Origin of the sequence: Brevundimonas sp., from assembly GCF_031412435.1 — a bacterium.
In the GTDB taxonomy this organism is placed as follows: Bacteria; Pseudomonadota; Alphaproteobacteria; order Caulobacterales; family Caulobacteraceae; genus Brevundimonas.
Map to the genome: position 1 here is coordinate 1 of NZ_JANODA010000080.1, position 25092 is coordinate 25092.

Below are 25092 nucleotides of genomic sequence, written 5' to 3' on the forward strand. Positions count from 1 at the left end.
TCGAAGTCCGGCGTCCGCACCGGCACGCCGCGGGAGCCTTGGAACCGGTGCCCCTCGGTCATGTCCCCGGACGCCAGCCCGTCGATCTCGAACGGCGCGACCTCGCCGTCGAAGGTGCAGAGGATGCGCCGCAGCGGCCGCACCCAGCGCAGGCTGCCCGCGCCGGAGCGCATGGACTTGGGCCAGGGGAAGGCGCGGACGACCGCGGGCACGATCTCCGCGACGATCTCGGCGGTGGGCCGTCCGGGCCGGTGCAGCGTGGCGAAGAACACGCCGTCGCGCTCGGTCAACTGCTCGCGCGTCAGGCCGGTGGACCGCAGGAACCCCTGCAGCGCCTGCTCCGGCGCAGAGGCGCGCGGCCCCTTGCGCTCCTCGCTCCGGTCCGCCTGCGCGACGGGCAGCCCCTCGGCCACGAACGTCAACCGCCGCGGCCCCGCAAACGCCTTGGTCGCCTCCGGCAGCAGCCCCTGCTCCGCGAGCCGATCGAGCATCAGCCGCTCAAGATCCCGCCCCGCCTGCTGCTGCATGCGCGCGGGGATCTCTTCGGACAGCAGTTCGAGGAGAAGCTGGGGCAAAGCCTAGTGCTCCCCGCCTGGCTGCTCAAAAAACACTTGGAAACGCCAAGACGCAAAGAACGCCAAGGGCGCACCAAGACTTCGAGACTCCTTGGCGTTCTTTGCGCCTTGCCGTTTCAAAGTCCTTTTGAGCGGTTGGACAATCACAGCGCCGCCTCCGCCGAAACCCACGCTTCGGCGCACGCCTTACACAGGTCCCTGATCCGGCCGATGTAGCTTGCGCGCTCCGCCACCGCGATGGCGCCGCGGGCGTCGAGCAGGTTGAAGAGGTGCGACGCCTTCAGCACCTGATCGTAGGCGGGCAGCGCCAGCGGCTGGCCCTGCGGCCCGCGCAGAGCCAGCAGGCGCCCGACCTCCGCCTCCATGTCCGCGAACCGCCGCTGCAGACCCGCCACGTCGTAGCCGTCGAAGTTCGCCGCGGACTGCTGCCGCTCGTTCTCCAGGAACACCTCGCCGTAGGTCACGCCCGCGGCGTTGTAGGGCATGTCGTACACCCGGTCGTAGCCCAGCACGTACATCGCGAGGCGCTCCAGCCCGTAGGTCAGCTCCCCCGCCACGGGAGAGCAGTCCAGCCCGCCGACCTGCTGCATGTAGGTGTACTGGCTGATCTCCATGCCGTCGCACCAGACCTCCCAGCCCAGCCCCCAGGCGCCCACGGTGGGGTTCTCCCAGTCGTCCTCGACGAAGCGGATGTCGTGCAGTTTGGGATCAATGCCGATGGCCCGCAGCGAGCCCAGGTAGAGGTCTTGAAGGTCGTCTGGGTTCGGCTTCAGGATGACCTGAAACTGGTAATAGTGCTGGAGCCGGTTGGGGTTCTCGCCGTAGCGACCATCGCCGGGGCGGCGGCTGGGCTGGACATAGGCAGCCTTCCACGGGCGCGGGCCCAGGGCGCGCAGCACCGTGGCGGGGTGCAGGGTCCCGGCCCCGACCTGTTCGTCATAGGGCTGCAGGATCGCGCAGCCCCGGTCGCCCCAGTATTTCTGGAGGGTCAGGATCAGGTCCTGGAAGGCCAGGGGGCTGTCAGGCTTCTTGAACGGTGTGGCCACGGGGAGGTCAGTCTTTGGGCAAAGAGAAAGGCGGCGGACCCTAGGGTCTGCCGCCTCTCAACTCAACACGCGTGGGCCGCGATTACGACTGCGGCGTGGGCGTCGGCGTTTCGTCGGCGTCCTCCTCATCGACCTGGCCGTCGGTCGGGTTCGGGACCGTCGGCGAGGCTACGGTTGTGGTGGTCGCAGCCGGCTGGCCGTTCGGCGCATTCACCCCGGTCGCCGGACGCGTCGTGCCCGTCGTGCCCGTGGTGCTCGTCGGCGACGTCACCGCCGGAGTGGTCGGTTCCGCGGTGGTCGAAGCCGCAGGCGTGGTCGGCGGCGGGGCGACGGCGCCCTCGTCGGCGGCGCTGTCGGCGTCCATGGATTCGGCGGTGGCCGAATCGTCCGTGGTTACGGCGTCATCGGCGGGGGGCGGACCTTCAACAGCCTCATCGACGGGCGGGGTCTCGGTTGCGGTGTCGTCAGCGGCCGGGGCGGTGGCAGCCTCGGCGTCACCGGTGGCGACCAGCGACTCGGCCGGGTTCAGCACGCGGTCGATGATGAAGATCGCGCCGTTGCCCGCATCGACGTCGGCCGTCGTGACCGTGGCGTTGTCGACCTTGATGGCGTCGCCCGTGCCGTCCAGCTGGACTTCGGTCGTCGCGGCGGTCTGCACGCCGCCCTTGGCGCCTTCGAGCTGGCTCGAATCCACGTCGGCGACGATCACATGGTACAGCAGCACCTGACGCAGCTCATTGACGTTGGCCGGGTCCATCAAGCGCGTGCGATCCGCTTCCGGCAGGGCGGCGAAGGCCGCATCAGTCGGTGCGAAAATCGAGATCGCCGGCTGAGTGCTGAGCGTCTCGGTCAGCTGGGCCGCATCGAGCGCGGTCAGCAGGGTCGTGAACTGACCGTTGGCGCGCAGGACATCAACGACATTGTTTTCCACGACAGGGGCGCTCTGCGTCGGAGGGGCGGCGTTGGTCGCGGCCTGTGCCGCTGCGGCAGCCGGCGCCTCGACCGGATCTTCGGCGGCGACAGGCGGAGTCGTAGCGGGACCCACGGGGGCCGTCGGGGCGGTCTGTGCGAAGGCGGAGCCGGCGGCGAACAGGGCCACAGCGGCGGTTGCGGTCAGAAGACGAGTGCGAAGCATGACAGTATCCTTTTCAATGCTGCAGAGGCCGCCGGTGAGGATACGCTCGCGGCCCGTTACTCAGTGTTACGAAGCCAATGAAAGCGTCTGACACCGCACAGGTTCCACATCGTGTCGTTATTTACAGGGACAAGGTAAAACTTCGGGCAATCTCTGGGCCGTCTCTGGGCCTGCGACACTCCAGCGCCGTTACTTGGCCTTATTGTTTCGCATTCGCCGCATCGTCGCCCAACACCGCCGCCTCGACCCACCAATTGCCGTGGTTGCTGCGCAGGTTAGCGGCGGCGCCGGCCGCGGCCTCAGCGTCGTCGAACAGGCCGAAAACGGTCGCGCCCGATCCCGACATCCGCGTGAGGCGGGCGCCGGTCGCCGCCATGGCGGACATGGCCGCGCCGATCTCAGGCTCCAGAGACACGGCGGGCGCCTGAAGGTCGTTCCGCTGGCGAGCCAGCCAGTCGGTCACTGTCGCGGGCGACCAGTCTCGAGGCGGCGCGGGACGGTCGGCGGACTTCGACGCTCCGGCGTCATAGGCCCGGTAGACCGCCCCGGTCGGCGACGGGCGCGCGGGATTGGCGAGAACCGCATTCAGCGGCGGAAGCGCCGGCTCGAAGGTCACCCGGTCGCCGACGCCCTCCGCCCATGCGGAGCGGGCCGCGAGACACATGGGGCCGTCGGCGCCGACCACCCGCGAAATCCGCGCCAGCTCGGTGTCGGGCAGGGCGAGGCCCAACGCCCTGGCGGCCAGCCGCAAGGCGACCCCGGCGTCCGATGAACCGCCGCCCAGACCGGCAGCGATCGGAAGGGTCTTCTCCAGGGTGATCGCCAGAGACGGCTCGCCGATCCCCGCCACATGTCCGAGTTCGCGCACGACTCGCAGGATCAGGTTATCGTCCTCCCCTGCCAGCGCGCCCGCGAACAGGCCGGTGACCGTCAGGGACAGGCGATCCGCATGGGTCACCCAGACGCGGTCGCCGACGTCGGCGAAGGCCACGAGGCTGGACAGCGGGTGGTAGCCGTCGGAGGCGACCGCGCCGACATGGAGGAACAGATTGACCTTTGCCGGAGCGAGCGCCGAGAGCGTGTCGGGCCAGGGCGCGTTCAGAGCTCGAGCCCCTCGGTCAGCTTGCGCTCGACCTTGGCACGGCGTTCGTCGTCGGGATCGAGGGTCAGGACGCGGGTCCACTGGAAGCCTGCCTCGCGCCGACGCCCGACCTGCCAATAGGCATCGCCGAGGTGGTCGTTGATCTCGGCGTTGGCCGGTTCCTTGGCCACGGCCTGCTCCAGGGTCTCGACGGCGGTGTCGTACTGGCCCTGCCGATACTGGGCCCATCCGAGGCTGTCCTGGATGTTGCCGTCGCCGGGATCGGCGGCATGGGCGCGGGCGATCATCTCAGCCCCCTCCGCCACCCGCGTGCCGCTGTCGACCCAGAGGTAGCCGAGGTAGTTCAGGTAGGAGGGTTCGTTGGGTTGCGCCTGCAAGGCAGCCCACAACTGCGCCTCCGCCTCAGGGATACGGCCGAGTGACTCATAGGCGGCGCCGCGCAGGAAGCGGACGTTGGAGCCCTGTTCCACAGTGTCGAGAAGCGGGCTGTTCAGCAGGGTCAGCGCCTCTTCGTACCGCTCCATCTGCAGCAACTGGCCGGCCGTGACGAAGGCGATGGCCGGATCGGCGGGGCTGGCCTCACGGGCGGCCTGGAAGGCGGCAAGGGCTTCGTCCTGCCGCTGTTCGCCGGCCAGGCTGAGACCAATGGCGACCTGGGCGCCGGCATACAGGGGCGCGTCGCTTCGCGGCACCTGGGCCATGGCGGCCCGCGAGGCTGTATTCAGGTTCGCCTGGGCGAGGGTCTGGCCCAGCAGATACCGGGCTTCAGGCTCGGGTTTCAGGTTCAGCGACAGGCGCAGATAGACGACCGCGAACTCGTTTGCGTTCTCGCTCGACGCCTGACGCGCGGCGATGATCAGGGCGCGGGCCGCGCCGTCGCGGTAGTCGGCCAGCGCCGGGGGCCGGACCCGGGCGACGACACGCGCCCTTGCCGAGACGATGCCCGGGTCCTGCGACCCGGAGGCCAGGGTCGTGTCGTAGAAGGCGAGGGCCTCGGCGCGCTTGCCGCGACGTTCCAGAAACTCGCCATAGGCGGCACGGAACAGGGGCGCGGCCCGGGCGTCGAAGGCGAGGGCCTGAAGTTTGGCCTCCGCCTCGTCGAACCGACGGCGATGCTCCAGAAGCTGGGCATGGTGATATCGGCCGAACAGGACGGTCACCGGATCGCCAGTCGGATCGGGTTCGGCCAGGGCCGTGTCCCAGTCTCCGGCGGCGGCCGCGATCCACGGCCCGATCAGAGCGGCGGCGCGGGCGTGTGGGGCCAGGACGGGGCGGACCTTCAGAACCTCGTTGGCCGCGCGCGCCTCACCCCGGACGAAGGTCTGGACCACCGTCACGAGGGCTCCCGCCTCCGCGATCCCCGGCGAGGCCGTTGCGGGATCGGGCGCGATCCGGGCCACGAGGTCGAGGTCGCCGGCCAGCAGGGCGGCGATCAAGGCCTGCTCCCGGACCGTCGGCTGTTCCGGAGTCAGGCTCTCGACGGCGCTCAGATAGGCGGCGCCGGTCTCGGCTTCGCCCCGGCTCAGCGCGGATCGGCCGGAGAGATAGAGGCCGTAGGCCGTGCGCCCCTCTTCATCGCGGGGTGCGGGAGACCAGACCCGGGGGATGGCCTCGATGGTCGGCGCAGGCGCGTCCGCGTTCTCACCCACCACGATCAGAGGAGCGAGGGGCGGCGACAAGCTTGGAGGCGGCGAGAACACCGGTTCTGGCAGGACGTCCTGAATCCGCGGCGCGGGGTCGGCCACCGGAGGGGCCTCCTGCGCGAAGACAGGCGCCGCCGTCAGGGCGGTGAAGGCGACGAGGATCGAGCGGAGGGAAGCATGACGCATTCCCCAACATTCACCGGCTTATGCGGCCGGGACAAGGCCCAATCCTCCCCCGTCGGGCGAGGTGGATCGAGCGCAGCGAGAGACGGAGTGGGCCCGCTGAGAGCGATGGCATGTGCGGCTGGCCCCTCCACCACTTCGTGGCCCCCTCCTCCATGGGGGAGGACTCACATGTTCGGATAGTTCGGGCCGCCGCCGCCCTCCGGGGTGGTCCAGACGATGTTCTGCGATGGATCCTTGATGTCGCAGGTTTTGCAGTGGACGCAGTTCTGGGCGTTGATGACGAACTTCGGATCGGTCCGGGCGACCTCGTCGGCATAGACGACCTCGTAGACCCCGGCCGGGCAGTAGAGCCGCGCCGGCTCCCCGTATTTGGGCAGGTTGACCCGGATCGGAACGGTGGGATCCAGCAGCTTCAGATGCGCGGGCTGTTCCTCGGCATGGTTGGTGTTGGAGATGAACACCGACGACAGCTTGTCGAACGACAGCTTCCCGTCCGGCTTCGGATAGGCGATCGGCTTGTGCTTCGACGCCAGTTCGGTCGATTGAGCGTCGGTCTTGCCGTGCTTTTGGGTGCCGAACAGCGACAGGCCGGTCAGGTGGTTGGTCCACAGGTCGAACAGACCGGCGGCTCCACCCAGTGTCGTGCCCAGTTTCGACAGCAAGGGCTTGGCGTTGCGGACGGCCTTCAGCTCCTTGAATACCCAACTGGCCTCATAGGCGGCCTGATACTCGACCAGTTCGTCCCCGGACCGGCCGGCCATGACCGCCTCATAGGCTGCGTCGGCGGCCAGCATGCCGGTCTTCATGGCGTTGTGGCTGCCCTTGATGCGCGGCACATTCACGAACCCGGCCGAACAGCCGATCAGGGCCCCGCCGGGGAAGCTGAGTTTCGGCACCGACTGGAAGCCGCCCTCGGTGATCGCCCGGGCCCCGTAGGAGATGCGGGTGCCGCCCTCCAGATGTTCGGCGATGGCGGGGTGGTGCTTGAAGCGCTGGAACTCGTCGAACGGCGACAGGAACGGGTTCTTGTAGTTCAGGTGCACGACGTAGCCGATGGCCACGTAGTTGTCCCCAAAGTGGTACATGAAGGAGCCGCCGCCGGTGTGCTCGTCCAGCGGCCAGCCGGTGGTGTGCTGGGCCAGGCCCGGCTGGTGCTTTTCGGGCGGGACCTGCCACAGCTCCTTCAGCCCGATACCGTATTTCTGGGGTTGCTTGCCATCCTGCAGCTTGTGTCGGGCGGTGATGGTCTTGGCCAGCGAGCCGCGCACGCCCTCGGCGATGAAGACGTATTTGCCATGCAGCTCGATCCCGGGCTGGAAGTCGCCGGTCGGGGCGCCGTGCTTGTCGATGCCGAAGACGCCGGCGACGACGCCCTTCACCCGGCCTGACGGTTCGTCCCAGACGACATGGCTGGCGGCCATGCCGGGATAGACCTCGACGCCCATGCCCTCGGCCTGTTCGCCCAGCCAGCGCGTGACGTTGCCCAAGGAGGCGATGTAGCAGCCGTCGTTGTGCATCATGGGCGGCAGCATCGCCATCGGCAGGCTGATCTGGCCCATCGGCCCCAGAACCATGAACCGATCCTTCGTCACCGGCGTCTCCAGCGGCGCGCCCATTGCCTTCCAGTCCGGGAAGAGTTCGTTCAGCGCCTTGGGGTCGATCACGGCGCCCGACAGGATGTGGCCGCCGACCTCGGCGGACTTCTCCAGCACGGCGACACTGATGTCCTTGCCGTCCTTTTCCGCCCGCTGCTTCAGGCGGATGGCGGCGGCGAGGCCGGCCGGGCCGCCGCCGACGATCAGGACATCATACTCCATGACCTCGCGCTCGACGCCCTGAAGCGCCTCCAGCGGCGGCAGGTTGTCCAGGATGGCCTCCTGGGCCGCTGTTTCAACGCCGCCTTCGATCGCTTCCTCAGCCATGTCGTTTCTTGTTCCTCGCGCGTCGGATGGGCTTTGTTGTTTATGGACACTTATCGGAAGGTGACGCGAGGGCGGTCAAGGCCTATCCCTGCGAGCCACACGCATGAACGCCCAGCCCCCAGACATCGCCGCGATCGAAAGCCTGCTCGCCTTCTGGGCGGACGCAGGGGTGGACGCCTGTTTCGAAGAGGCGGCGGTCGATCGGACCCTCGTCGTCGCCCCTGCCCTCAAGGCCGTGACCAGGGCGACGGCGTCCGTGACGCCGGTCGTGGACATGGTCGATGCGACCTCAGACGCGCGCAGACTGGCGAACGGCGCGGACACCATGGAGGCGCTGGCCGAGGCGGCGGCGACCTTCAAGGGCTGCGAACTGGTCGGGATGGGAGCCAGGGGCTGCGTGTTCGGACGCGGTGATCCGCACGCCCCGATCCTGATCATCGGCGAGGCGCCCGGCGCTGAAGAAGACGCGGTGGGCGAACCGTTCGTCGGCCAGGCGGGCAAGCTGCTGGACAGGATGATCGCGGCGGCGGGGCTGACGGACCGGATCTACATCACCAACACCGTCTTCTGGCGTCCGCCGGGCAACCGGACCCCGACGCCCCAGGAACAGGCGGTCTGCGCCCCCTTCGTGGAGCGAGCCTTCTTTCTGATGAAGCCGAAAGCCGTACTGCTGCTGGGCGCGGCGGCGGCCAAGGGCGTGCTGAAGACCGACGAAGGCATCATGCGGATGCGCGGCCAGTGGCGCGAATGGCGGCTGGCCGAAGGCGACGTCTCGGCCCCGGTCATGCCGACGCTGCACCCCGCCTTCCTGCTGAGGCAGCCCCAGGCCAAGCGCCAGGTGTGGGCGGACCTGCTGGAACTGGCCGTCAAACTGGACGGACAGGAAAAGGCCCAGAACCAAAGTTAGAGGGTTCCATGCCGCTGATGTGATTGAGGGATTCACCGCATTACGGCATACTTATTGTTTGACGACCGATCGCAGAGCACGCGTCTCCTGAATCGAGACGGGAACGCGCAGCACGAGGGGGCCGCCGCCTTGTACAGTATCCGCCGCCGCGCCTTCCGGGCGCCGACGTTCGCCCTGGTGTTGGCCGGCCTGTCGGCCGCCGCCCTGCCCGCCCTCGCTGCGCCCGAACCCTACCTGTCGGTGGTCGCCTCAGAAGCTGAGGCTGACGGCGAACAGGGAATTCGCATCAGCACCAACGCCCTCTCGAATGCCGACCGGCTGAGCTACACCAGCGCCTTCGACGCCCTGCGTCGCGGCGATCTGGAAACGGCCCGCAACTCGGCGCGTCAGGCCGGCGACCGCGTCCTGCTGGGACAGGTCGAGTTCGAACGCCTGTTCCACCCCGACCACACCGCCACCTATGACGAGCTGGCGGCCTGGCTTCAGGACTATGCCGACCTGCCCAGCGCGCAAAGAGTCCATGCACTGGCGATGCGCCGTCGCCCCGACGGCGCCGAAGAGCCTCGCCGTCCGACCGGGACCTTCTTCAGCCGCGCCTGGGATCAGGTGGCGGCGGCCGGCGGCAACTCCGAGGCCGATCCCGCCAAGGCCGCCCGCGTCGCCCTGAACCGCGACGACCTGCAGGGCGCCGTGATGCAGGGCGAACAGATCGGCGACTGGTGGGTCGTGGGCCTGGCCGCCTGGCGGATGGGCGACTTCCCCCGCGCCTTCACGGCCTTTGAGCGCGTCGCCGTGGATCCGACGGAGGACGGCTGGACCCGAGCCGGGGCCGGCGTCTGGGCCGCCCGCGCCGCCGGTCAGATCGGTCGTCAGGACAAGATCCAGGAGTTCCTGAGCCTGTCCGCCCGCTGGCCCGCCACCTTCTACGGCCAGATCGCCCTGCGTCAGCTGGGCCAGGAGCCGACCATCGTCAACAGCGGCGGCCCGACCCCCTATGAGGCGGTGGCCCGCACGTCTTCGGTCAGCGACGGGCCCGTCGGGGTCAACCAGCGCGAGATGGACGAGTTCCTGAACAGCGACGCCCGCGCCCGCCGCACCGTCGCCTTCTTCGAGATCGGTCGCGCCGGCGACGCGCGCGACGAACTGAGAAATGGGCTGCGCACCGCCAGCGACCGGACACGCCGGCTTTGGACCGGTCTCGCCCGCGTGCTGGGTCCGCGCCTGGGCGGCGGCAACGGCGATGGGACGCGGATCGATGCGGCCAACTATCCGATGCCGGAGATCACGCCCGAGGGCGGCTGGACCCTTGAACGGTCGCTGGTCTATGCGATCGCCCGCAAGGAGAGCGCCTTCAACGCCTCCGCCCGTTCGCCGGTCGGCGCCTATGGCCTGATGCAGGTGATGCCATCGACGGCCGCCGAAATGACCGGCGACCGGGGCTTCGTCTCCAACCCGCAGCGCCTGTTCCAGCCGGCGACCAATGTCCGCCTGGGTCAGAACTATGTGAACCGCATGCTGGCCCGGCCCGAGTTCCAGGGCGACCTGCTGCGCGCCGTGGCCAGCTACAACGCCGGGCCGGGTCCGATGCTGGGCGCCCTGCGTCGGCTGGGTCCGAACCCCGATCCCTTGCTGCTGATCGAGACGATCGACGTGCCCCAGGCCCGCGAATACGTGGAGAAGGTCGTGGCCGCCTACTGGATCTATCAGCGGATGACCGGCGGGCCGCTGAACACTCTGGACGCGGTGGCGGCGGGGCAGACGCTGGCGCCGATCAGCCTGGACTATGTCGCCCCGCCGCCCGGACAACTGCCGACGCCGACCGAGCCGGTTCAGGTGGCGTCGATGCTGCCGGTCGGGACGCGCTGAGCCCCAAGCCGCTGGACCCGAATGGACTCGGTTTTTCCGAGTCCAGAGAGTGCAAGTCTTGGCTGCCCACGCCAGACAACGCCGACAAGTAGCTGATTTCCTGAGTATTTTAGGTATCGACCGCCTGCACGACCGCCGAACACCCTAGAGGATGCTGCCGACCAGCGAGGCGCAGAGGCAGCAACCGACCAGAATGAACACGCCATAGGTCATCAGCGTCGGGCGGCGCTGGGCCTCCGGCGGGGCGATGTTCGGAGCATTTGTCGGCTGTGCGGACATGGCGGCGCGGTCTCAGGTTCAATCGGGACCGTAACGCCGTTCCCTTAAGGGCTCGTTCGCAGGTCTCGTTAATCGGCTCTGATGCTCACCTGAGGCCGAACCGTGACGGCCAGTTGCACCCATTCGAGGAAGTCCGGCTGCTGTAGCAGCTCGGCAACATATGTAGCCGCCACGCCATCGACGTCGCCATGGTCCGCCAGGTCGATCTGATAGTGGCGGATGCGGGTGGCCAGGGGGGTGAAGAAGGCGTCCGGCATCGACCATTCACCGAACAGGTAAGGCCCGTCGGCTCCGAAGCGGGCCCGCATCTCGGTGACGATGGCGACGAACCGGCGGACGTCCGAAGCGACGGTCTCGCTGGTCGGGGTCGGAGCGCGGTCGGGGCCGACCATGGTGTGAATGACGCCGGCGGCGTCCGGGCCCATGGCGCATTCGTTGCGCATCGCGCCGAAGCCGGAATGCATCTCGCAGGCGACCGAGCGGGCCAGCCAACGGGCATGAGCGTCGGTCGGCCACAGCTTCGCGTCCGGGAACCGCTCCGTGGCGAAGACCGAGATCGCCATCGAATCCCAGATGGTCACGCCGTCGACCTTCAGCACAGGAACCTTGCCCGAGGGCGAGTGCTCGGCGAGGGCGGGAGCCGATTCGGGGCCGTAAAGAGGGATCTCCCGCACGGTGAACTCGGCCCCGCAGCGCTTGAGCACCAGCCAGGGCCGCAGCGACCAGGTCGAGAAGGCGATGTTGCCGACGATGAGTTCCACGGTCGCTCTCCCAGTGATGACGCCGACTTTCCTTGACAGATTCGGCCCGGAAAGCCTTTACCCGCGCCCATGATCAGCCGCTATTCCCGCCCCGAAGCCGTCGCCATCTGGTCCAGCGAGACCAAATACAAGATCTGGTTCGAGATCGAGGCCCATGCCGCCACGAAGATGGCCGAGCTGGGCGTGATCCCGACCGAGGCCGCCGAGGCCATCTGGGCCAAGGGCGAGAACGCCGCCTGGGACTCGGACCGGATCGACGAGATCGAGCGCACGACCAAGCATGATGTCATCGCCTTCCTGACCCATGTGTCGGAGACGGTCGGCGAGGAAGCCCGCTTCCTGCACCAGGGCATGACGTCCTCGGACGTGCTGGACACCTGTTTCGCCGTGCAGCTGGCGCGGGCCTCGGACCTGCTGATCGCGGGCGTCGACCGGGTGCTGGCCGCCCTCGAAGCGCGGGCCAAGGAGCACAAATACACCCCGACCGTCGGCCGCAGCCACGGAATCCATGCCGAGCCGGTGACGTTCGGCCTGAAGCTGGCCGGCTATCACGCCGAGTTCCAGCGGGCGAAACGCCGCCTGATCACGGCCAAGGAAGAGATCGCCACCTGCGCCATCTCGGGCGCCGTGGGGACCTTCGCCAATGTCGATCCGGCGGTTGAGGAATACGTGGCCCAGAAGATGGGCCTGCAGGTCGAGCCGGTCTCGACCCAGGTGATCCCGCGCGACCGCCATGCGGCCTTCTTCGCGGCCCTCGGGGTCGTCGCCTCCTCGATCGAGCGGCTGGCGGTCGAGATCCGCCACCTGCAGCGCACCGAGGTCCTCGAAGCCGAGGAGTTCTTCGACAAGGGGCAGAAGGGCTCGTCGGCCATGCCGCACAAGCGCAACCCCATCCTGACCGAGAACCTGACCGGCCTGGCCCGTCTGGTCCGCTCGTCGGTCGTGCCGGCGATGGAGAACGTCGCCCTGTGGCACGAGCGTGACATCAGCCATTCCTCGGTCGAGCGCGGCATCGGCCCGGATGCCACCATCCACCTCGACTTCGCCCTGAACCGTCTGGCCGGGGTGATGGAGCGGCTGTTGGTCTATCCCGAGAACATGCAGAAGAATCTCGACAAGCTGGGTGGCCTGGTTCACTCGCAGCGCGTGCTGCTGGCCCTGACCCAGCTGGGCCAGTCGCGCGAGGACAGCTATGCGGCCGTTCAACGCAACGCGATGAAGGTCTGGCGCGGCGAGGGGAACTTCCTCGACTTCCTCAAGGAAGACCCCGAGGTCATCGTGCCCGACGCCGAACTCGAGGCCCTGTTCGACCTCGGCTACCACACCAAGCATGTGGACACGGTGTTCAGGCGCGTGTTCGGATAGGGCGTGCCTGAATCCATCCGCCTGAACCCCGCACTGGACGCCCGCGAGTTCGCCGGGGCGTTCCAGCGCGACGGCATGGTTCAGGTGTCTGACTTCCTGACGCCAGACAGCGCCGACCGGCTGGAAGCGGCGCTGAAGACCGGGACGCCCTGGGGCCTTTCGCTGACCAATGCGGCCGGCAAGGGCGAATGGCTGTCGCCCGAGGCGATCCGGACCCTGGGTCGCGAGGGCGTGGCGGCGAAAGCGCGCGACGCGATGACCGGCGCGCGGACGGGGTTTGGCTTCTGCTTCCTGTCCTATCCGATCATCGACGCCCTGCTGGCCGGGAAAGAGCCGGGGCATCCGACACATGAACTGGTTCAGCTGTTGAACAGCCCGGAGGCGCGGGACTTCTGCGCCGCTGTGGCCGGCGAGACCGGGATCACCAAGATCGATGCACAGGCGACCCTGTTCCGGCCCGGCGACTATCTGACCCTGCACAACGACACCGGCGTCGGCGAACGGCGAGCGGCCTATACGCTGGGCCTGACGCGCGACTGGAGGACCGACTGGGGCGGCCAGCTGCTGTTCCACGACGAGGCCGGAGACGTGCCGCGAGGACTGATGCCGAGGTTCAATGTCCTGACCCTGTTCAGGACGCCGCAATGGCATACGGTCGCGACCGTGGCCCCCTACGCCGGGGCGCCGCGGCTGTCGATCACGGGCTGGCTGCGCGACGACAAGCCCTACGCCGAACAGGGGCGGTGACGGTCAAACGGGCCTTCGCGCCCCTCGCCGACGACCGGACCCGCGTCCTCGTCCTGGGCAGCCTCCCCGGCGACGCCTCGCTGAAGGCCGCCCAGTACTATGCCCATCCTCAGAACGGCTTCTGGCGGCTGATCGGCGTGGCCATCGGTCGAGACCTTCACGCCATGGCCTATTCCGATCGCGTCGAGGCCCTGAGGGTCGCCGGGGTCGGGCTGTGGGACGTGATCGCCTCGGCGGAACGGACGGGAAGTCTGGACGCCGCCATCCGGTCGCCCCAGGCGGCCGACCTGCGCGGCCTGATTTCCGGACTGCCGAATCTGAAGGTCGTCGCCTTCAACGGCGCGACGGCGGCGAAGGGCGGGCGCAAGATTCTGGCCGGCGTCGAGGGGCTGACCCTGATCGACCTGCCGTCGTCCAGCCCGGCCCATGCATCCCGGACCCTCGCGGAAAAAGCGGAAAACTGGGCCAGGCTGAAAGCCTTCCTCGCCGAAGACGCCTGAAGGCGCCTGCGGCGTATTGGTCACCGTGCATCCTTTCGCGCTCCCACCCGTCTTTGCTCAGACGCCGCCGATCACAGGCGGGTCCTCAGGAGAGACGACATGAACACCCGCATGCTCACCCTTACCGTCGCCTCGGCCGCCCTGCTGGGTCTGGCCGCGTGCAACAACGGAGCCGAAACCGAAGCCCCCGCCGCCGAAGCGACCCCGGCCCAGGCCGCGCCGGTCACGACCGATCCGATGGTCGGCGGCGCCTCGATGAGCCCCAACGAGACGATCGTCGCCAACGCCGCCAAGGCCTCGAACCTGACCACTCTGGTCAGCGCCGTCCAGGCCGCGGGTCTGGCCGAGACCCTGTCCGGACCCGGCCCGTTCACGGTCTTCGCGCCCGACAACGCTGCCTTCGAGAAGGTGCCGGTCGCCACACGCGAAGCCCTGATGGCGCCAGCCGGCAAGGCGGACCTGACCGAGATCCTGACCTATCACGTCGTCCCGGGCCGCCTGACCGCCGCCGATCTGGCCACACAGGCCCAGGCCAACGCCGGCAAGGTCGAGCTGACCACGGTCGAAGGCGATACCCTGACGGTCAATGTGAACCCGGACGGTTCGGTCACCCTGACCGACCAGAAGGGCGGAACCTCACGCGTGACCCAGGCCGACGTCCTGCAATCGAACGGCGTGGTTCACGTCATCGACACCGTCGTTATGCCGGGCTGAATTTTTCGGTGAACCTTTTGCGGAGTGCTGCATTTTTCAGATGCGCAAGACGCAAAAACATCGGGTGAGGCTATCCCCCCCAGCCCCCGATCAAGGAAGGGCCGCAGACCCCCCGCTGCGGCCCTTTTTCTTGCCCGATAGGCAACAGCCGTCACCCCCGGGACCTGGCCCAGGGGGACGGCCGACTCGAAGAAGCGGCTTTATTCGCCTGCGCGGACCTGGTCGCGGGCCATGGAGGCCAGTTCGTCCATCTTGGAGCGGATCTCGCCCTCGGAGACGGTCAGGCCGGAGCCTTTGAAATCGCCGGCGATCTTGCGGAAGACGTCTTCCTCGCCCGGCTGTTCGAAGTCGGCACGAACGACGGCCTTGCCGTACTCCTCGGCCGAATCGGGGCTCAGGCCCATTTTCTCGGCCGCCCACAGTCCCAGCAGCTTGTTGCGGCGGGCCATGGCCTTGAACTCTTGCTCCTGATCGAGCGCGAACTTGGACTCGTAGCCCTTTTCCCGATCATTGAAGGTCGTCATCAGTCGTCAGTCCATCCGTCGCGGGCCAGAGAAATGTGGCGGCGCCGCCGGGGAGGTCTATGACCCGGCGTCAACGAACGCAACGGATAACGCTCGCAGTGCGCCTCCCGTCCACGGACTTTTCGTCGCTGTGGCCTTGGACGGTCATTTGTGTCGCAGGGCGCATTCCGCTAAGGAGAGCTCGACCTATTTCCCGCTCAGCTCGAGACCGGATCGCGCCGCCCAGACGACACTCTGGCCGCGCGATTTTCGTTTTCAGGCGACAGCGCATCCCCGTCCGGGACCCAAGATGATGAATTCGAAGCGCAAGAAGATCTACGAAGGCAAGGCCAAGATCCTCTACGAGGGCCCGGAGCCCGGCACCCTGATCCAGTATTTCAAGGACGACGCCACGGCCTTCAACGCCCAGAAGAAGGCGACGCTGGAAGGCAAGGGCGTCATCAACAACCGCATCAGCGAGTTCGTGATGACCCGCCTGAACGGCATCGGCGTCACCAACCACTTCATCAAGCGGCTGAACCTGCGCGAGCAGTTGATCCGCGAGGTCGAGATCATTCCGCTGGAAGTCGTGTGCCGCAACATCGTGGCCGGCTCGCTGGCGACGCGCCTGGGCCAGGAAGAGGGCACGCCCCTGCCCCGCTCGATCATCGAATTCTACTACAAGAAGGATGAGCTCAACGACCCGATGGTCACCGAAGAGCACATCACGGCGTTCAACTGGGCCTCGACTCAGGAAATCGACGACATGCTGGCCATGACATTGCGCGTGAACGACTATCTGTCGGGCATGTTCGGCGCGGTCGGCATCACCCTGGTGGACTTCAAGATCGAGTTCGGCCGGGTGTGGGAGAACGACTTCGCCCGCGTCATCCTGGCCGACGAGATCAGTCCGGACAGCTGCCGCCTGTGGGACACGGCGACGGGCGAGAAGATGGACAAGGACCGGTTCCGTCGCGACCTGGGCAATGTCATCGAAAGCTATACCGAGGTCGCCAAACGCCTCGGCATCATGAAGGACATGCCGACCGTGATTCAGGGGGGACTGCACTGATGGCCAGGGTCAAGGTTCACGTCTTCCTGAAGCCCGGCGTGCTGGACGTTCAGGGCAAGGCCGTCGAAGGCGCCCTGAAGGGGCTGGGCTGGGCCGGCGTCGCCGACGCCCGGGTCGGCAAGCTGATCGAGTTCGATCTCGAAGGCGCGGAAGATCCCGCCGCCGAGGCGAAGAAGATGTGCGAGACCCTGCTGGCCAACACCGTGATCGAGAGCTACCGGGTCGAGGTCGCCTAGCAACCGTTTCCGCGGGGCGGTCGTTTCGGACGCCGAACGTAAGGGAGCGCACCATGGCCTTCACCCTGACCTCCAACGACTTCAAGGACGGCGACGTCCTGCCGGACGCCCAGGTCCAGGCGAGGGGGAACACCTCCCCGCATCTCACCTGGTCGGGCGCGCCGGCGGGGACGAAGTCGTTCGCCATTACCGTGTTCGATCCCGACGCGCCGACAGGTTCCGGGTTCTGGCACTGGACCGTGGCCAACATCCCCGCTGACGTCAGCGAGCTCCCTGCGGGCGGCCCCTTGCCTCAAGGCGTGGTCGAGGGTCGCACCGACTACGGCCATCCGGGATTCGGGGGAGCCGCGCCGCCTCCCGGCCACGGCCCGCATCGTTACATCTTCACCGTCTTCGCCGTGGATACGGAGGCGCTGGACGTGACGCCCGAAAACTCCGGCGCCGTGTTCGGCTTCAACCTGCACTTCCATACCCTGGCGCGGGCCTCGATCACGGCGACCTACGAGAACAGGGGCTGAGTTGGAGGCCATTGCGAACTCCGAGAGGTTTCGCCTCATGGCGATGCGACAAACGCCTTGATCAATGAGGTGCTCAAGGCCGTGCAAACGGATGTATCCGCCGTCCGCTCCGACATGTCCGATCTGAAGCAGCAGATGACCGCCGTTCGAGGCCACCTTGTCGCGATCCAGCAGGATGTGGGCAATATCTACAATCGTTTGGGCCATATGGACGACCGCGTGGATCGCATAGAGGTGCGTCTCGGACTCGTCGAACCCGCGCACTGACAAGCCGGACAAACCCTGCTAAACGCCCGCGCCATGAGCGCAGCCGTCATCGTCTTCCCCGGATCCAACTGTGACCGCGACTGCAAGGTCGCGATCGAGCGGTCGACGAACGAGCGGGTCGAGATGGTCTGGCACCAGGAGACCGAACTGCCTTCGGGCCTCGACCTGATCGTCCTGCCGGGCGGCTTTTCCTACGGCGACTACCTGCGCTGCGGCGCGATGGCGGCGCAGTCGCCGGTCATGCAGGCTGTGAAGAAGGCGGCCGACGACGGCGTCGCCGTGGTCGGTATCTGCAACGGCTTCCAGATTCTGTGCGAGGCCGGAATGCTGCCGGGCGCCTTGTTGCGAAACGCGGGCCTCAAATACGTCTGCAAGCCGATCACGCTCGAAGTGACCAACGGCCAGACCCGCTTCACCGCCGGCTATCAGGGCCAGCGCGAGGTCGTCATGACCCAGGGCAATGGCGACGGAAACTATTTCGCCGACGCCGAGACCCTCGCCCGGATCGAGGGCGAGGGCCAGGTCGTGTTCCGTTATGTCGACAATCCGAACGGCTCGGTCGCCGATATCGCCGGCATCCAGAACGCGCGCGGCAATGTTCTGGGCCTGATGCCCCACCCCGATCGCGCCTTCGAGGCCGAGCTGGGCTCCGCAGACGGCGCAACCCTGTTCCGGTCTATCTACGCGGCCGCCTAGGTTTCGTCGGACTCCTCGTCGCGTTCCAGGGTGCCCTCGGCGCCGGATTCGCCGATCGATGCGAGTTCCTTGGCGCCTACGCCGAGCCCCTGCTCCAGCGCAAGATTGGTCTCGACCTCTGCGGTGTCCGGATCGGGCATGTCGGCGGGAATTTTGGGATCGACCATGGTCGGTTCTCCTGTTCGGGGCTGTGACAACGATAGCGTATCCCGGAACGGCCGGTTCCGGCTGAACTTTGATACGTGATGTGCGTAGTGTCGGGTATGAGCACCTTGCCCCCCACGACTCTCGCTCCTGCCGACCCGTCCCGGCAGACCCGCAGGCTGGCTGTGTTCGCCAGCATGGTCTTCGCGCTGGCTACCGGCCAACTGCAACAACTGGTGAACCTCGGGCAATCGCCGGCCGAGTTCGCCGCTGACAGCGATGCGACCCTGAGGGTCGTCGGCTGGGCCTTCGCCATCTGGGGGCCGATCTATCTGGGTCTGATCATCTATGCCGTCCGCCAGTTGCTGCCGAAGACACGTGAGACCGAGATACTCCGCGCATTCGGCTGGCCGTCGGTGCTCGCGCTGCTCGGTATCGGCTGGTGGATCCTTGCGGCAGCGTGGGATCAGGAAGTCGCCACGATCGTACTGATCTTCGGGTCGCTGATCGTTCTGCTCATTGCGCTGTTGCAGAAAGCGGACGCCATCCGAAGCCTGGCGAAGGGCGACCGGGATCGATGGATGACGATCTGGCCGCTCGCTGCGCTGGCGGGATGGCTGACCGTGGCGGCGCCGGTGAACCTCTTGACCGTCGCCACAGGGAACGGCGACCTGCCGGCCATCCTTCCTCCGACCGCGTGGGCCCTGGTCGCTGTTGTCGTCGCGGCGGCGCTGGGCCTGTTCGTCACCTGGCGGACCCGACTGCTGGCCTATCCCCTGCCGATCGCCTGGGGATTGCTGGGCGTATTCGTCGCGGAGCAGGAGAAGGGCAATGCCGTCCTGGCGTTCGGGTCCCTGGCGGCGTCACTGGTGGTGCTGGGCGGCGGGCTGGTGATCGTGCTGGGGATACGGCGTGCCGCCTGATCCGTCGCGGAGGCGCCGGCGGCGATCTGACGCGCGTGGGTCTTGCGGATAGCGGTCCTTGTTCCGCCCGATCAGACGATCCAGTCGTGCGTTCCCGGATCGACAAGTGCAGAAAGCCGATCGGCGGCCCAGGAGTATACGCCCTCATCGACGGCGCGGAACGCGCCGTCGAAGCTGGCATACCCGTTGTCCGAAGCCCCGGGCAGCCAGTTGTCCAGATCGAAACCGTCTTCCCAGTCCGGCAAGATCAGGGGATGGCTATCCTTGCTTTCGGTGACCGGTGACGCCGTCGTCGGCAGTGGGTCGCTAAGCGAAACGCCGCCAATCCACGATGCGCGGGTCAAACTGACATGCTCGGCGCTTTCCGAGAAATTCAGCAGCATCTGGGCGCGACTGGTCCCTGCGCTAAGCTGCTCCGTCCAGGTTGCGAGCCCTGCAGCGTCCGGTTCCCGATTCAGGCAGAACTGATACATCTGACGGATAAATTGCTCGTTGGTGACCGCTCCGTAGCGTTGCTGAAACTCTGCAGAGCCTGCGAAGGCCGTAGCGATGTCGATCATGGACATTCCACCCTTGAGGGTCGAGGTCCAGACGCCGAGGCCGCCCGCATCCGGCAAACGGTCGAAGGTGGCGTCATACATCCGCGCGATCTTCAGGGCAGCCTCATCCGCCACCCACAGCCCCTGGGCCAGGGCCCCCTGCGTCAGGTTACGATGCTCAACGCTCTCGGAGAAGGTCACCAGCATCTCGGTGCGGCCAACACCGGAGTTCAGGACATTGACCCAGTTTTGAATGCCGGCGGCGTCCCCTTCGCGATTCAGACAGAAGCGGTAGAGCTGTTCGATGAACTGCTGATTGTTCAGCGCGCCGTAGCGCGACTGAAACTCCGGTGAAGCCAGAAAGATCGCGGCGACCTGCTGGAGAGACTGGCCGCTCTCAAGCCGATCCAGCACGGATTCGAACCCGTCCTGATCCGGCGCACGATCAAGGGCGGCGTCATACAGGCGCATGATCTGGGCGGCCTGGGAGTTGACGTCGAAAGTACGGACGCCGTCGACGAACCGAACCTCCTCGATGGCCGTGAGGGTGTCAGCCCCGCCCTCAGGTCCGCCAATGACTGTGTTGCCCACAATATTGTACCGCCGCGAGGCGCTGGAATAGGCAGCGGCATCGATGCCTTCGCCTCCGTTCAGAAAGTCCGAGCCCGCGCCTCCCATGAGGATGTCGTTGCCCGCTCCGCCGATGACATTGTCGGCTCCCGCGCCATTGGCCAGGGTGTCCGCCCCGGCCGTGCCGTTGACGAACCGTGCGGCCATCAGCCGGCCGTCGACGCCGACTTCAACGATCTGATCTGCAAACCGGACCGCCTCAATCCCGGAGTTGATCGTCGTGCGTATCCCGGCCGCAGTGATGATGATCTGGGAGCCTTGATAGGTCACCGCCACATCCGACTGACGCAGCCCGATCAGAAGCGTATCCAGACCCGCCCCGCCAACGACGAAATCCGTGCCTGAACCCGCATCGAGCGCGTCGTCGTTAGCGCCGCCGTCGATATAATCGTCGCCGGTCCCGCCCTCGACATAGTCATATCCCGCATCCCCCAGCAGGTAGTCGTTCCCGGCCCCCGCCAGGAGGATGTCATTGCCTCCATAGGCGTAGATGAAGTCGCGTTCTGCCGAACCGGTCAGCCGGTCGCCGCCCGAACTGCCGACCAGCAAAATCGTTTCCACATTGCGATAGGTCGAGCCTCCGGCCAGCGCTGCTTCAAGCGAGAAGGTCACTCCGCCGTTTGAATCCGCCGAGAACTGCAAAGTGTCTGAACCGGCACCCCCGTCAGCCGCGAAGGTGGACCCCATGGTGACGACGATGAAATCGTTTCCCTCTCCGCCGTCCATAATGTTGTGGCCCCGGCCTCCGTAAAGCGTGTCATTGCCTCCAAGACCTGTCAGTACATCATTGCCGTCATTGCCAAAGAGAACATCCGCGGTATCCGCCCCGGTCAGCCTGTCGTCGGCGCTGTTCCCGTTGATGGTGACGAACTCGACTCCCGTCAGCACCGATCCGGACGCGATCGCGGCAGCAAGCGAGAAAATCACCGGCTGATTGAAGACACCACCGGAAATGGTGAGCCGGTCGCTTCCCGCCCCGCCGTCGATGTTGAAGCCGTCGCCGAAGGAGTCGTTGAAGACGTCGTCGCCATCCCCACCGTCCATGACGTCCAGCCCGGCGCCTCCGTTCAGAATGTCCGCCCCGGCGCCGCCGCGCAGGATGTCCGCGCCGTCATTGCCGAACAACTGATCCGCCCCTTCGCCGCCTGTCAGGGTGTCCGCCTCGCCCGCGCCCGTAAGGCGATCGTCGCCCGCGCCGCCGTCGATGATGTTGCGAGCACCCATGCCTCGGATCGCATCCGCACCAGCGCCGCCACCTTGCGTCAGTGTGTAGGTCGCCGCATCTCAGGACCAGCTCGCGACCTGGGTGCCGTCCTGATCCGGACCGCCGTAAATGTAGCGGATTGCTTCAATGTCGATCGTGCCCAGGACGTTGCCCGGGTTCCCGCCCGACGTGTAGCTCATGACCGTGCTGGCCCAGTTGTCCAAAGCCCTCGGCAACACGGAAGCTCCGTCGAAGGAATGCCTGAGGCCGAGCGAATGTCCGATTTCGTGCAGGAACAGCTGGACCGAGGTGAAGTTCGTGCTGCCCACGAAAACGTCCCCGCCGAGCCCCGCCCCCGGGTAGTAGGCGTAGGCCGCAGCCCCGGACGGCGGATTGGGGCCTCCGAGGCTGAAATCGAAGTTGGCGAACCGGATATCGCCCATGCCGGAGGGAACCTCAAAGAAGGTAATGCCGCTCGCCTCGCCCCAGAGCCGCAGCGCGGTCCGGGCTGCTTCCGTCTGGGTCAGGGTCAGGGGCTGGAAGCTGTTGATGAACGCGGCGTTGAAAGTCGAGAACGCGCCGCCTTCCAGCACGCTGTTCTGCACGCTGGTCTGGAACGAGAAGCTGATGAAGGCGCCGCGCCCGTAGAGCGGCTGGAAGTTGCTCCCGATGTTCCAGCTGGACGACACGATAGCCCGATAGTCGTTGACCTCCGTCGCACCGAGGGGGCCGACCACGGGGGCGCCGTCCGCCGTATGGTCCAGCCAGCCCTGAGCGACAAACCCGCGGGGACCAGCCTGCAGGCCAGACGCGCAAACGATGCACATGATGAACTCCCCTCAGTCCGCCACCGTATCGCCGTTCTCCGGGCGACGTTACAACCTTTGATCGATAACATTCGCGCGAGCGCTCGCACAGGCGTAGGCGATACGGCGTGGGCTGACAGTGAGACGGATCACCGCTAGAAGCGCGCCCCATGAGCGCTTCCGAAAAGACCATGGCCGAGCTGGCCGCCGAATACGGCCTCAACCCCGCTGAATATCAGGTCGTCCTCGACCGGCTCGGTCGCGAGCCCAACCAGCTGGAGCTGGGGGTCTTCTCGGTCATGTGGTCCGAGCACTGCTCCTACAAGTCGTCGAAGATTCATCTGGGCAAGTTCCCGACCAAGGGCCCGCGCGTGATCTGCGGGCCGGGCGAGAACGCGGGTGTCATCGACATAGACGACGGCGACGCCTGCATCTTCAAGATGGAGAGCCACAACCACCCCTCCTACATCGAACCCTATCAGGGCGCGGCGACGGGCGTGGGCGGGATCATGCGCGACGTCTTCACCATGGGCGCGCGCCCGGTGGCCCTGCTCAACGCGCTGCGGTTCGGCGATATCGGGCACGAGAAGACGAAGCGTCTGGTCAAGGGGGTGGTGTCGGGCATCGGCGGATACGGCAACTGCGTCGGCGTGCCGACGGTGGCGGGCGAGACCAATTTTCACGCCGGCTACAACGGCAACATCCTGGTCAACGCCATGTGCGTGGGCCTGGCCAAGGCGGACGCCATCTTCTACTCGGCCGCGCCGGGGCCGAACATGTCGGTGGTCTATTTCGGCTCCAAGACCGGGCGCGACGGCATCCACGGCGCGACGATGTCTTCGACCGAATTCGACGACGAATCGGAATCCAAGCGCCCCACGGTCCAGGTCGGCGATCCCTTCGCGGAAAAGCTGCTGATTGAGGCGACCCTGGAGCTGATGGCCTCGGGCGCCGTGGCGGCGATCCAGGACATGGGCGCGGCGGGCCTGACCTCGTCGTCGGTCGAGATGGCCGGCAAGGGCGGCGTCGGCATCGAGCTCAACATGGACATGGTGCCCCAGCGGGAAACCGGCATGTCCGCCTATGAGATGATGCTGTCGGAAAGCCAGGAGCGGATGCTGGCCGTGCTGAAGCCGGGCCGCGAACAGGACGGCTACCGCATCTTCGAAAAATGGGGTCTGGACGCCGCCGTGATCGGCATGACCACCGAGACCGGCCGCCTGATCCTGAACCACCACGGCGAGGTCGTGTGCGACGTGCCGCTCGCGCCGCTGTTCGACGACGCCCCCCTGTACGACCGCCCGTGGGTCCAGCCTGAGCTGCATCCGCGTCTGTCGCCCGGCGAGGTGCCGGCGCCGACGGTCTGGGAAGACGCGGTGCTGAAGGTGCTGACCTGTCCCGACATGGCGTCCAAGCGCTGGATCTGGGAGCAGTACGACCGCCACGTGATGGCCGACACCCTGCAGGATTCGGCCACCGGCGCGGACGCCGGCGTGGTGCGGGTGCATGGGACGGACAAGGGTCTGGCGGTCACCTCGGACTGCACGCCGCGCTATGTCCAGAACGACCCCTACGAGGGCGGAAAACAGTGCGTCGCCGAGGCCTGGCGGAACCTGACGGCCGTCGGCTCCCTGCCCATCGCCATCACCGACAACCTGAACTTCGGCAACCCGCAACGGCCCGAGATCATGGGGCAGATCGTTCGCGCCATCGACGGCATGGCCGAGGCTTGCCGCGAGCTGGACTTCCCCGTCGTGAGCGGGAACGTCAGCCTCTACAACGAGACCAATGGCGTCGCGATCCCGCCGACCCCGACTGTCGGGGCCGTGGGCCTGCTGACCAACTACGACGTGGTGACCGGGTTCTCGACCATGGAGACGGGAGACTCGCTGGTGCTGATCGGCGAGACCAACGGCGAGCTGGGCGCGTCGATCTATCTGCGCGAGGTTCTGGGCCGCGAGGACGGTGCGCCGCCGGCGGTGGACCTGAAGCTGGAACGCAAGACTGGCGACTTCGTGCGCGGAATGATCGAGAGCGGCCGCCTGACCTGCGTGCACGACCTGTCGGATGGCGGTCTGATCGGTGCGGCGGCGGACCTGGCCCTGGCGTCGGATTGCGGCGTGGTGCTGGACGCGTCGAGCGCCACCCACGCCCATGTCCTGCTGTTCGCCGAGGACCAGGCCCGCTACCTGGTCGCAGTCCCGAACCCGCAGGAGGTGCTGGCGGCGGCGCGCGATGCGGGTCTGCACGCCTCGGTCGTCGGTCAGGCCAAGGGCGACGCCTTCGCCTCGACGGATCTCTTCAGCATCCCGCTGAAACACCTGAGGGAAATCCACGAGGGGTGGATGCCCGGCTGGATCGAGGGCTGAGCCCTACTCCATGAATGCGACGACGACCGGGACACCCTGGGCGCTGGAGCTGACCGCGCCGACACGGACATTGTAAACGCCGCTCTGCGCCCTGTTCCAGCGGACCTGCGGGTTCAATCCCTCGGTGTCGTCATTGCAATACCAGCGGCCATCCGGTCCGTTGACGACCAGACTGGTGTCGGCTTCCGAATAGGCGGTGATGATCAGGGGGCCGCCATAGGCGGTGAAGGACAGGGTGACCTGGTCACTCTCGCCCACCATGCCGACGCAGCCGCCGGCGATCGTCGAGGCGTCGATATCGCCGCCGGCATAGGCAGTGACATTGTGGGAATCGGGGCCGAAGCCGCCGGTCAGCTCGACGTATTCCTGGGCCGAAGCCGCGCTTGCGAGTGCTACAGTGCAAAGAGCGGCCAAGGCCGACAAGCGGGTAAGCATGG

The 25092-nt window shown here is 67.0% G+C and carries 26 protein-coding genes; 13 read left to right on the plus strand and 13 right to left on the minus strand.

Annotated features, from left to right (window positions below):
- The 6 genes from RMO01_RS15475 to RMO01_RS15500 form a co-directional block, all read right to left on the minus strand.
- On the minus strand, window positions 1–575 hold a 575-nt coding region (locus tag RMO01_RS15475; protein WP_309629961.1), incomplete at its 3' end, for a glycine--tRNA ligase subunit beta.
- 143 nt (window positions 576–718) lie between these two features.
- On the minus strand, window positions 719–1621 hold the full coding sequence (locus RMO01_RS15480; protein ID WP_309629962.1) for a glycine--tRNA ligase subunit alpha: 903 nt from the start codon (window positions 1619–1621) through the stop codon (window positions 719–721).
- Between the two features lie 82 nt (window positions 1622–1703).
- Complete coding sequence (locus RMO01_RS15485; protein ID WP_309629963.1) at window positions 1704–2756, minus strand: fasciclin domain-containing protein; 1053 nt, start codon at window positions 2754–2756, stop codon at window positions 1704–1706.
- Window positions 2757–2955: 199 nt separating this feature from the next.
- Window positions 2956–3858 carry a 4-(cytidine 5'-diphospho)-2-C-methyl-D-erythritol kinase gene (locus RMO01_RS15490; RefSeq protein ID WP_309630035.1) on the minus strand — a complete coding sequence of 301 codons (903 nt, stop codon included), beginning with the start codon at window positions 3856–3858 and terminating at the stop codon, window positions 2956–2958.
- On the minus strand, window positions 3855–5687 hold the full coding sequence (locus RMO01_RS15495) for a tetratricopeptide repeat protein (RefSeq protein ID WP_309629964.1): 1833 nt from the start codon (window positions 5685–5687) through the stop codon (window positions 3855–3857). Before RMO01_RS15495 ends, RMO01_RS15490 begins: the two co-directional genes overlap by 4 nt.
- Before the next feature lie 164 nt (window positions 5688–5851).
- The gene (locus RMO01_RS15500) at window positions 5852–7504 is read right to left on the minus strand and encodes an electron transfer flavoprotein-ubiquinone oxidoreductase (RefSeq protein WP_309630036.1); all 1653 of its coding nucleotides are present in this window, start codon (window positions 7502–7504) and stop codon (window positions 5852–5854) included.
- 208 nt (window positions 7505–7712) lie between these two features.
- On the opposite strand from RMO01_RS15500, the gene RMO01_RS15505 reads away from it, so the two are divergent.
- Entirely contained in the window at window positions 7713–8516 is an 804-nt protein-coding gene (locus RMO01_RS15505; protein WP_309629965.1) for a uracil-DNA glycosylase, read from the plus strand.
- Between the two features lie 129 nt (window positions 8517–8645).
- Window positions 8646–10382, plus strand: a complete 1737-nt coding sequence (locus RMO01_RS15510; protein ID WP_309629966.1) for a lytic transglycosylase domain-containing protein — start codon at window positions 8646–8648, stop codon at window positions 10380–10382.
- A 144-nt stretch (window positions 10383–10526) separates the two neighbouring features.
- On the opposite strand, the gene RMO01_RS15515 is transcribed toward RMO01_RS15510, so the two are convergent.
- Window positions 10527–10661 carry a hypothetical protein gene (locus RMO01_RS15515; protein ID WP_309629967.1) on the minus strand — a complete coding sequence of 45 codons (135 nt, stop codon included), beginning with the start codon at window positions 10659–10661 and terminating at the stop codon, window positions 10527–10529.
- Window positions 10662–10729: 68 nt separating this feature from the next.
- Window positions 10730–11422 (minus strand): glutathione S-transferase family protein, encoded by a 693-nt coding sequence (locus RMO01_RS15520; protein WP_309629968.1) that lies wholly within the window; start codon window positions 11420–11422, stop codon window positions 10730–10732.
- Window positions 11423–11491: 69 nt separating this feature from the next.
- Here RMO01_RS15520 and purB point away from each other — a divergent pair, with 69 nt between their 5' ends.
- The 4 genes from purB to RMO01_RS15540 all read left to right on the plus strand — a co-directional run bounded on the left by purB (window position 11492) and on the right by RMO01_RS15540 (window position 14748).
- Window positions 11492–12787, plus strand: a complete 1296-nt coding sequence (gene purB, locus RMO01_RS15525; RefSeq protein WP_309629969.1) for an adenylosuccinate lyase — start codon at window positions 11492–11494, stop codon at window positions 12785–12787.
- A 3-nt stretch (window positions 12788–12790) separates the two neighbouring features.
- On the plus strand, window positions 12791–13534 hold the full coding sequence (locus RMO01_RS15530) for a 2OG-Fe(II) oxygenase family protein (protein ID WP_309629970.1): 744 nt from the start codon (window positions 12791–12793) through the stop codon (window positions 13532–13534).
- Entirely contained in the window at window positions 13531–14034 is a 504-nt protein-coding gene (locus RMO01_RS15535; protein WP_309629971.1) for a DNA-deoxyinosine glycosylase, read from the plus strand. Before RMO01_RS15530 ends, RMO01_RS15535 begins: the two co-directional genes overlap by 4 nt.
- Window positions 14035–14133: 99 nt before the next feature.
- Entirely contained in the window at window positions 14134–14748 is a 615-nt protein-coding gene (locus RMO01_RS15540) for a fasciclin domain-containing protein (RefSeq protein ID WP_309629972.1), read from the plus strand.
- Between the two features lie 200 nt (window positions 14749–14948).
- Here the strand turns inward: RMO01_RS15540 and RMO01_RS15545 are convergent, their stop codons facing one another.
- Window positions 14949–15272: a DUF1476 domain-containing protein gene (locus RMO01_RS15545; RefSeq protein ID WP_309629973.1), complete on the minus strand. Its 324-nt coding sequence runs from the start codon at window positions 15270–15272 to the stop codon at window positions 14949–14951.
- Window positions 15273–15564: 292 nt separating this feature from the next.
- Between RMO01_RS15545 and purC the strand changes: the two genes are divergently transcribed.
- From purC to purQ, 5 genes are read left to right on the plus strand one after another with little or no spacing between them, the layout of a single operon-like run.
- Window positions 15565–16323 carry a phosphoribosylaminoimidazolesuccinocarboxamide synthase gene (gene purC / locus RMO01_RS15550; RefSeq protein WP_309630037.1) on the plus strand — a complete coding sequence of 253 codons (759 nt, stop codon included), beginning with the start codon at window positions 15565–15567 and terminating at the stop codon, window positions 16321–16323.
- On the plus strand, window positions 16323–16559 hold the full coding sequence (gene purS, locus RMO01_RS15555) for a phosphoribosylformylglycinamidine synthase subunit PurS (RefSeq protein ID WP_309629974.1): 237 nt from the start codon (window positions 16323–16325) through the stop codon (window positions 16557–16559). Before purC ends, purS begins: the two co-directional genes overlap by 1 nt.
- A gap of 53 nt (window positions 16560–16612) precedes the next feature.
- A complete protein-coding gene (locus RMO01_RS15560; RefSeq protein WP_309629975.1) occupies window positions 16613–17077 on the plus strand; it encodes a YbhB/YbcL family Raf kinase inhibitor-like protein in 465 nt (154 codons plus the stop codon).
- Between the two features lie 57 nt (window positions 17078–17134).
- Window positions 17135–17344 (plus strand): hypothetical protein, encoded by a 210-nt coding sequence (locus tag RMO01_RS15565; RefSeq protein ID WP_309629976.1) that lies wholly within the window; start codon window positions 17135–17137, stop codon window positions 17342–17344.
- A gap of 33 nt (window positions 17345–17377) precedes the next feature.
- A complete protein-coding gene (gene purQ / locus RMO01_RS15570) occupies window positions 17378–18040 on the plus strand; it encodes a phosphoribosylformylglycinamidine synthase subunit PurQ (RefSeq protein ID WP_309629977.1) in 663 nt (220 codons plus the stop codon).
- Here purQ and RMO01_RS15575 read toward each other — a convergent pair.
- Window positions 18037–18207, minus strand: a complete 171-nt coding sequence (locus RMO01_RS15575; protein ID WP_309629978.1) for a hypothetical protein — start codon at window positions 18205–18207, stop codon at window positions 18037–18039. The genes purQ and RMO01_RS15575 overlap by 4 nt on opposite strands.
- A gap of 96 nt (window positions 18208–18303) precedes the next feature.
- Here RMO01_RS15575 and RMO01_RS15580 point away from each other — a divergent pair, with 96 nt between their 5' ends.
- Window positions 18304–19107 (plus strand): hypothetical protein, encoded by an 804-nt coding sequence (locus RMO01_RS15580; RefSeq protein WP_309629979.1) that lies wholly within the window; start codon window positions 18304–18306, stop codon window positions 19105–19107.
- Window positions 19108–19178: 71 nt separating this feature from the next.
- Here RMO01_RS15580 and RMO01_RS15585 read toward each other — a convergent pair whose 3' ends face one another.
- Together RMO01_RS15585 and RMO01_RS15590 are read right to left on the minus strand one after the other, a co-directional pair.
- A complete protein-coding gene (locus RMO01_RS15585; protein WP_309630038.1) occupies window positions 19179–21542 on the minus strand; it encodes a DUF4214 domain-containing protein in 2364 nt (787 codons plus the stop codon).
- Between the two features lie 18 nt (window positions 21543–21560).
- Window positions 21561–22307 (minus strand): matrixin family metalloprotease, encoded by a 747-nt coding sequence (locus RMO01_RS15590; RefSeq protein WP_309629980.1) that lies wholly within the window; start codon window positions 22305–22307, stop codon window positions 21561–21563.
- A 149-nt stretch (window positions 22308–22456) separates the two neighbouring features.
- Here RMO01_RS15590 and purL point away from each other — a divergent pair, with 149 nt between their 5' ends.
- Window positions 22457–24655: a phosphoribosylformylglycinamidine synthase subunit PurL gene (gene purL, locus RMO01_RS15595; RefSeq protein WP_309629981.1), complete on the plus strand. Its 2199-nt coding sequence runs from the start codon at window positions 22457–22459 to the stop codon at window positions 24653–24655.
- A 3-nt stretch (window positions 24656–24658) separates the two neighbouring features.
- Here the strand turns inward: purL and RMO01_RS15600 are convergent, their stop codons facing one another.
- Window positions 24659–25090, minus strand: a complete 432-nt coding sequence (locus RMO01_RS15600; RefSeq protein WP_309629982.1) for a peptidase S1 — start codon at window positions 25088–25090, stop codon at window positions 24659–24661.
- Window positions 25091–25092: the final 2 nt, after the last annotated feature.